Source organism: Micromonospora sp. NPDC049201, from assembly GCF_055586805.1.
This window is the reverse complement of record NZ_JBVJHM010000015.1, coordinates 169,466-175,465: the sequence shown is the minus strand read 5'-3', so window position 1 is coordinate 175,465 and position 6,000 is coordinate 169,466. Positions and strand designations below refer to the sequence as shown.

Genomic DNA, 6,000 nt, shown 5'->3' with positions numbered 1-6,000 from the left:
CCCAGAACGCCGCCGGACCAACCGCACCCGGCAAACGACACGACACACCAATAACAGCAATCGCACTATCCTGACCCCGGAAGGCCTCAGACATCGTTGAAGGTCTCAGACATCGCCATCCTCAGGCATTCTCATCCAACTGCGGAAACACGAACCAGCGGCCTGGAAGTGAGCCAGGCCGGTGACGCCCGGCTGCGCTCACACAGCCACCTGACCTACACGTGATATCGGCTGCGCCTTGTAGCGAGTTGAACGAAAATCTGGTGCGCGATGCCCTGATCGTGGTAGATCTCGTCACCACGGCCTCGATCGGATTCGAACGCATCCGGCAGGCGGCAGAGCCGCCGCAGTGCTCGCACTATTGGGGTGGAATTGATTGACGGCGCAAACTGGAGACGTCGAGCCGGTTGCCGACGGTCAGACTGACAGCGAGCGGGATACTCGCGCCTCCGACCCCGCCGGCCCACCCTGGGTCGCCCTGCTGATCCCACACGGACGAATTGTCGAACAACGCCTACAGCCAGTCGAGTGCGTCCGCAGCGTGCGGATCGGCCGGCAGTACCTCGTGCCGGCCCTGCCGGGCTCCCGCCGCGCGCCACTCGGCCTCGTGTCACCATTTCGATCCCGGCGGGCGGCACCACTGCGCGTGCCGGGCGGCAGCGGCCCGAGCTAGTCCCAGAACCCGTCCAGAATCGTCCATGGCAGCTGGTGGCCCTTTCGCATGGCAAATCCACTATGGGCCGCCGTCTACAAGAGACTGGTGATCCCGGATTATCTTATGAGGCGATCCATGAGGTGCGGCAGACCCGCCGATTGCCTAGGCACACTTCGAGGTGAACGATGCAGCTCGCATGACCGAGCTAAGTCGCTGGGCCTAGGAGCCGACGCCTGAGCGGCGGCGATCGAGGAAGCGTGACGAGCCGCCCGGCGATCAACGCCGATCCGACGACCGAACGGGCAAACGTGGACGAGGCATCAATGATCCTTCCCCCCGTAGAAGTTTTCTTCTACGGAACGACTTGTCCATACACGATTCTCAATATCCGCGCATCCTGTCAAGCGTCCGGCGCAACGACCGCAATCACGAAGAAGGAGCGCGAGGAGGCGGCCCGGCTGCTCGCGTCGTTCGGCGACACGGGCGAGTTCGGCCGGCTCTGGCCGTCGGTCCGGGTCAGCGGACGAAGCCGGTGGTGGCGAACGCCTCCGCGTCGTCGGGTTCGCGGACCCGCAAGGGACCGGACCGACAACACTGTGGCGCACGCCATGACACGGTCCGGGATCCAGATCGACGAGCTGCGCCGTCCCGACGAGGCTCGGGCGGTCGATGAAGCCGGTCGGCCAGGCCGGGCCCGCGGCGTCCACACTGTCAGGTTCGACATCGGGATCCGCAGCCCGCCGCCGGTCGTCGTCAGCACCGACTCCTTGCGCGCCGAACAGGGGAGGAATGCCTGGGTCCCGGCCGGGCCGGCTGCGAACAGCGCGGAAGTCCGCGCGCCGGGCGTCGCTGAGTACCGGTCCCAGCATGCTGTCGACGTCGGCGCTCACCTGCTCGACGTCTACGCCGACGGCTGCGTCCGCGTCCGGCACAACCGCCGTCCGGTCGCCGGCGTGCCTGAGGTAGACGTTGAGCGTGCTTCCGACGACCTCAGGGCGCGCGCCCGTGCGGCGCTCGGCAGTCCGGGCACTCGCGGCGAGGCTTGACGTTCCGCGGATCGTCATCGGCCGACACGGCAACCGCGCTCTTGAGAAGCGCGGTGGTCGCACGTGAGCCACCATCGCGCCGCGACCCGGCGGAGGGAACACCGGCTCGGGCCCGCTCCGATCCGTTGAGCAGGTCCTCGCACCAGTCGGGGCGTCGGCCGGGTCGACGCACCACTCGTGGCAGTCGGTCGGGCGACTGCCACGCCTGCGAGTCCGGCCATCGGGCGGCACTGAGGAACCGGCCGTTGAGGAACACCGGCACATGAAGACGATCAATACCGCCGCTGCCGGGGCCGACGCGCCGTGTTCAATCGGGTGCAGGACCGCCAGCGCCGAGCGTCGTCCCGGTGAGCCTGCAACGGATTCGTACGGTGCTCGGCTTCGAAGCCGACGTCGGCAAGGTCATTCGCACTCACGTCCTGCCGGCAGCGGCCTGAACCCGTGTCCGGGAGGCGTGCGACATGGCCTGGCTCACAGTGGCCGCCCGCGCGTCCGTCCCTGGCGCCATGGATCCGGCGCTTTACCGGTTCGTCGCAGCTCCTTGATCCAGCCGTTGGCGATCTGCCGGGGAACCGAGTAGTGCTCGGCGACCCTCGCCGCACTCCCCATCTTCCAGTACGTGACGGGGAAGTCGGGTGGCATGTCGCTGACGTGCTTACCGACGCGCCCGGACGGCACCTTGTCCGCAGGCGCCGACGTCCGCCCTCCGTCGATCGGCTGCGCGGGTTCGTCTCGTCCGCTGTCGTGTCGGTCAACGACGTCCGGCACCGAGCCAGGGGTCTCCGCCTCTCCGGACAGCCGAAACGCAATCTCGACAATCTGTCGAAAGTCCAGCTCAGCCAGCCTCTGCGGCACGGTGGAGCCACCCTCGTCAGGCCGTACCGAAATCTCCCGGACGGCAGGGCCGGCTGAGGCCAGGTCCACAACGACCTTTATCTGCCCGATGCCGCCAATCTGCTCAACTGTGATGAGGTACTCGCTCATCAAAGCTCTCCTCTGTGCGGTGGGCTCGACCATGAGCAGCAGACTGCTACGACGGTTCACCGTTCAGCTTCCGCAGCCGGCCTATCCAACCCTTCGCGGTGTGCCGCGGAACCCCGTAGTGTTCGGCGACGCCGGTGACGGTACCGGCGGCTTCGTACACGGCCCTGACCTCTTCCGCATCAGGCATGCGGCGGTAGGCGCGACCCGATCCCGTCCCCTGACCGCGCGTCGCCTCTGCGGGTTGCACCGCGGCAAGGCGGCCATGATCCGCCGCATCGTCAACCGACTGCTGAGTGTCGGACCGCCCGCGAGTCGAAACCCGACCGCCGGCGGGCGCGCCGGGACCGACGACTCCGGCCGCCGCGCCGGCCCCCACTGCCGAACTACCGGCACGCGAGGCTCCCGCGCCCCCAATGAGTGCCTGCCCGATCGCCTCAAGATCTATCTCAGGCAGCGAGCCGACGGTCAAGCCGGCCGGGCCATTGCTGCGCATCGTTATCTCAGCGATCCGGTGCACGCCGCCGCTGGCTTCAATCCTGATCAGGAGTTGAAACGCACCAGCAGTTTCATCGTCATCCGTTGATATAGCGACACGAAAAGCAGTCATCCCGACATGCTAGTCCTTCGCCTTGCGGTGCCGGCAGTGCCGTCCGCCCTGGTCATGACAGGTTTGACGGCAAGGAGGGAACTTGTGCTCCTCGACCTGTCCAGGCTGCTCGTATCGGTGGCCACCACGGGCGAGGATGCCCGGGTTGGGCCTTCGCTTGGCGTACCTCGGCATGGACCTCCACGACGCGGCTGCCCGGCCCGTTTCCTGATCCGCGATCGGGCCGGCAGACGCCCGGCGCTGTTTGACACGATCCTCGCCGACACAGGGCTGACGGTCGCCCTCACCGGCGTCCGGACGGTTTCCGGCACCCGCGGCGGCGCCAGCGGGATCGGCGCCGCGATGGCGCGCCGGTTAGCCGCTGAGGGCGCGGCCGGCGTCTGAGTGGCGGATCGCGCCGGCGTGCCCGCCGAAACCGGCAGGCGGACGTTCCCGCGCTGGCGACGCGCACCGACGTGGCGGTGTGGAGTACGAGGTCGTCGCGCTGATCGACGCCGTCGAGCGGCAGCACGGGCCGACCGACCTGTGCTGCGCCAACGCGGGCGTCGCGTTCGGCCACGAGGGCTGGACGCCCCGGACCAGGACTGGGCCCCTCACCCGGCAGGTGAACGTGCTGGTCCACGTCCACTCCGCGCGTGCCTGGTGCCCCTGATGTCGGCCCCGCGGTGGCGGTCACCTGCCGCACACCTGCTCGGCGGCCGGTCTGCTGGTGCCCCGGGCGACGCGCCGTACACCGCGACGAAGCAGGCGCGGTGGCGTACGCCGAATGGCTGGCGGTGACCTACGGCGACAGCGGCCTTCGGGTCAGCGCGCTGTGCCCGCAGGGCGTGCGTACCCCATGTTGGTGGCTCGCCGGCCGCGGCGGAGGCCGTCACCGCGGCCGGCGAGCCGCTTGAGCCGGACGACGTCGCGGCGTGGTGGTCGAGGGTTTGGCGGCCGAACTGTTCCTCGTCCTGCCGCGCCCCGAGGTGTCCCGGTACGTGCAGTGCAAGGCCGCCGGGCGGGCGGTCGGAGGGTGGGCGGCCGGGTCAGTGGCGGGCGGTCAGTTTGACCCGCAGCGTGTTCAGGTGATGCTGGAACGGCGAGCTGGCATGCCAGTCCGGTGTCGCGTCGACCGGGTGCAGGTCCGGGAAACGATCAAGCAGGATGCGGAAACACTCGTCCGTTTCCATCCGGGCCAGCGCGGCGCCCAGGCAGTAGGACGCGCCCATGCCGAACGCGGTGTGTCGGTTGGGGGTACGGGTGATGTCGAAGCGGTCGGGTTCGTCGAACACCTCGGGGTCACGGTTGCCGGCCACCATGGCGAGGTAGATGGTCTGGTGCGCCGCAATGGGCACGTCGCCGATCACCACCGGTTCGGTGGTCATCCGCACGACGCCCCCGCCCGGGCCGTCGCAGCGCAGCATCTCTTCCACGGCTGACGGGGTCAGCTCCGGCTTCTCCTTGAGCAGGTCGAGCTGCTCGGGGTTCTGGAACAGCAGGAGCAGCCCGTTCGCGATGAGGTGGGCCGTCGTCTCGTGGCCGGCGAACAGCAGCAGCACGCAGTTGGCGACGATCTCGTCCTCGGTGACCAGGCCGTCCTTCTCGGCGGCCGCGAACGTGCTCAGCACGTCCTCGCGCGGCCGTTGCCGGCGCTCCGCCAGCAGTGGCCGCAGGTAGTCCTGCATCTCCAGGATGCTGCGCTGGCACCGGCGCAACTGGGGCAGGTTGGCGATCTTGAAGACCGTGAGGATGTCCCGCGACCAGGCCTGGAGCAGTTCGCGGTCACGGATCGGCATGCCGAGCATCTCGGCGATGACGTTCGCCGGCAGCGGGAACGCCAGGTCCTTGACCACGTCCATCCGGCCCTGCGGCGCCACGGCGTCGAGCAGCTCGTGGGTCAACTCGCGTACCCGCGGGCGCAGCGCGTCCACTGTGGGGCGCGTGAAGTAGCGCTTCAACAGCTGCTGGAAGCGGACGTGGTCAGCGGTGTTGGTGTGCCCCATCCACATGTCGATCGAGGCGCGCAGCGGCAGCAGTTCGTCCTGCTCGGCGGGACTCAACCGCCGGAGCCCCTGGGACATGTTCGCGTTGGCCAGGCGGCGGTCCTTCAACCCGGCGACGATGTCCGCGTGCCGGGTGACGAGGTACGCGTTGAGCTCCGGAACCCAGGTCACCGGGGTTTCCGCCCGAATTCGGTGGAACAGGCGGGTCGGGTTTTCCAGCGCCTTGAGGGTGAACAATCTGTCCTGCCGAATCGGCCCGTTCATATCCTCCATCCGGTGATTATGACGTGGGACGTACGCCGGCGCCATGCCCGCCAGCCCCCGGGCGCCTGTCGCTCGACCAGCCGGAAAAGCTCCCAGCAAAGCGCAGGAAATTGGCGGGAACCAGGTCGGGGCGGGTTTCGACCAGGGCCTGTCCCCCGATCATGGAAGCCAGATGGTGGCGGTGTCCGGACGCGGCTGGCCGGGGAGATGGATGCGCGTCTGGCGTAGCGGGTGGCCAGGTCACGCCACTGCCTGAGGCGGTTGAAGCAGCGTTTCCCGACGTTGCGCTTGCGGCAGGTCGGGTGGCGCGTCCTTCTTTAACGGAAAGTAGCCGGAGCGCCTTGTCATCACCTGCCCGGGATGGTCACTGAGCTGCAATCAAGCCGCTTATCCTTCATCGAGCGTCGTCACTCCTTGCTAATATTTGGCCCGGGTTTCGGGGGCAACCGGAATCCAGGG

General features: G+C 68.2%; 6 protein-coding genes and 1 pseudogene. 4 read left to right on the top strand and 3 right to left on the bottom strand.

All coding sequences use genetic code 11. From position 1 onward, the window contains the following. Window positions 1-912 precede the first annotated feature (912 nt). On the top strand, window positions 913-1,701 hold the full coding sequence (locus ACZ6O5_RS28170) for a hypothetical protein (RefSeq protein WP_465980888.1): 789 nt from the start codon (window positions 913-915) through the stop codon (window positions 1,699-1,701). A gap of 471 nt (window positions 1,702-2,172) precedes the next feature. Here ACZ6O5_RS28170 and ACZ6O5_RS28165 read toward each other — a convergent pair whose 3' ends face one another. Next, window positions 2,173-2,685 (bottom strand): hypothetical protein, encoded by a 513-nt coding sequence (locus ACZ6O5_RS28165; RefSeq protein ID WP_465980886.1) that lies wholly within the window; start codon window positions 2,683-2,685, stop codon window positions 2,173-2,175. A 31-nt stretch (window positions 2,686-2,716) separates the two neighbouring features. Between ACZ6O5_RS28165 and ACZ6O5_RS28160 the strand changes: the two genes are divergently transcribed. From ACZ6O5_RS28160 to ACZ6O5_RS28150, 3 genes are all read left to right on the top strand, one after another. After that, window positions 2,717-3,268, top strand: a complete 552-nt coding sequence (locus ACZ6O5_RS28160; protein ID WP_465980884.1) for a hypothetical protein — start codon at window positions 2,717-2,719, stop codon at window positions 3,266-3,268. 108 nt (window positions 3,269-3,376) lie between these two features. Next, window positions 3,377-3,676, top strand: a complete 300-nt coding sequence (locus tag ACZ6O5_RS28155) for a hypothetical protein (protein ID WP_465980882.1) — start codon at window positions 3,377-3,379, stop codon at window positions 3,674-3,676. Between the two features lie 79 nt (window positions 3,677-3,755). After that, complete coding sequence (locus tag ACZ6O5_RS28150; protein ID WP_465980880.1) at window positions 3,756-3,944, top strand: hypothetical protein; 189 nt, start codon at window positions 3,756-3,758, stop codon at window positions 3,942-3,944. A gap of 376 nt (window positions 3,945-4,320) precedes the next feature. On the opposite strand, the gene ACZ6O5_RS28145 is transcribed toward ACZ6O5_RS28150, so the two are convergent. Both ACZ6O5_RS28145 and ACZ6O5_RS28140 read right to left on the bottom strand, forming a co-directional pair. Next, window positions 4,321-5,448, bottom strand: a complete 1,128-nt coding sequence (locus ACZ6O5_RS28145) for a cytochrome P450 (protein WP_465980878.1) — start codon at window positions 5,446-5,448, stop codon at window positions 4,321-4,323. A 252-nt stretch (window positions 5,449-5,700) separates the two neighbouring features. Then, window positions 5,701-5,840: pseudogene (locus ACZ6O5_RS28140) on the bottom strand (IS5/IS1182 family transposase); the annotation flags it as partial. Between the last annotated feature and the right edge of the window lie 160 nt (window positions 5,841-6,000).

Excerpts from the sequence above, each read along its gene's own strand:
- ACZ6O5_RS28165 (WP_465980886.1), bottom strand. The coding sequence starts at position 2,685 with ATGAGCGAGTACCTCATCACAGTTGAGCAGATTGGCGGCATCGGGCAG.
- ACZ6O5_RS28160 (WP_465980884.1), top strand. The coding sequence starts at position 2,717 with ATGAGCAGCAGACTGCTACGACGGTTCACCGTTCAGCTTCCGCAGCCG.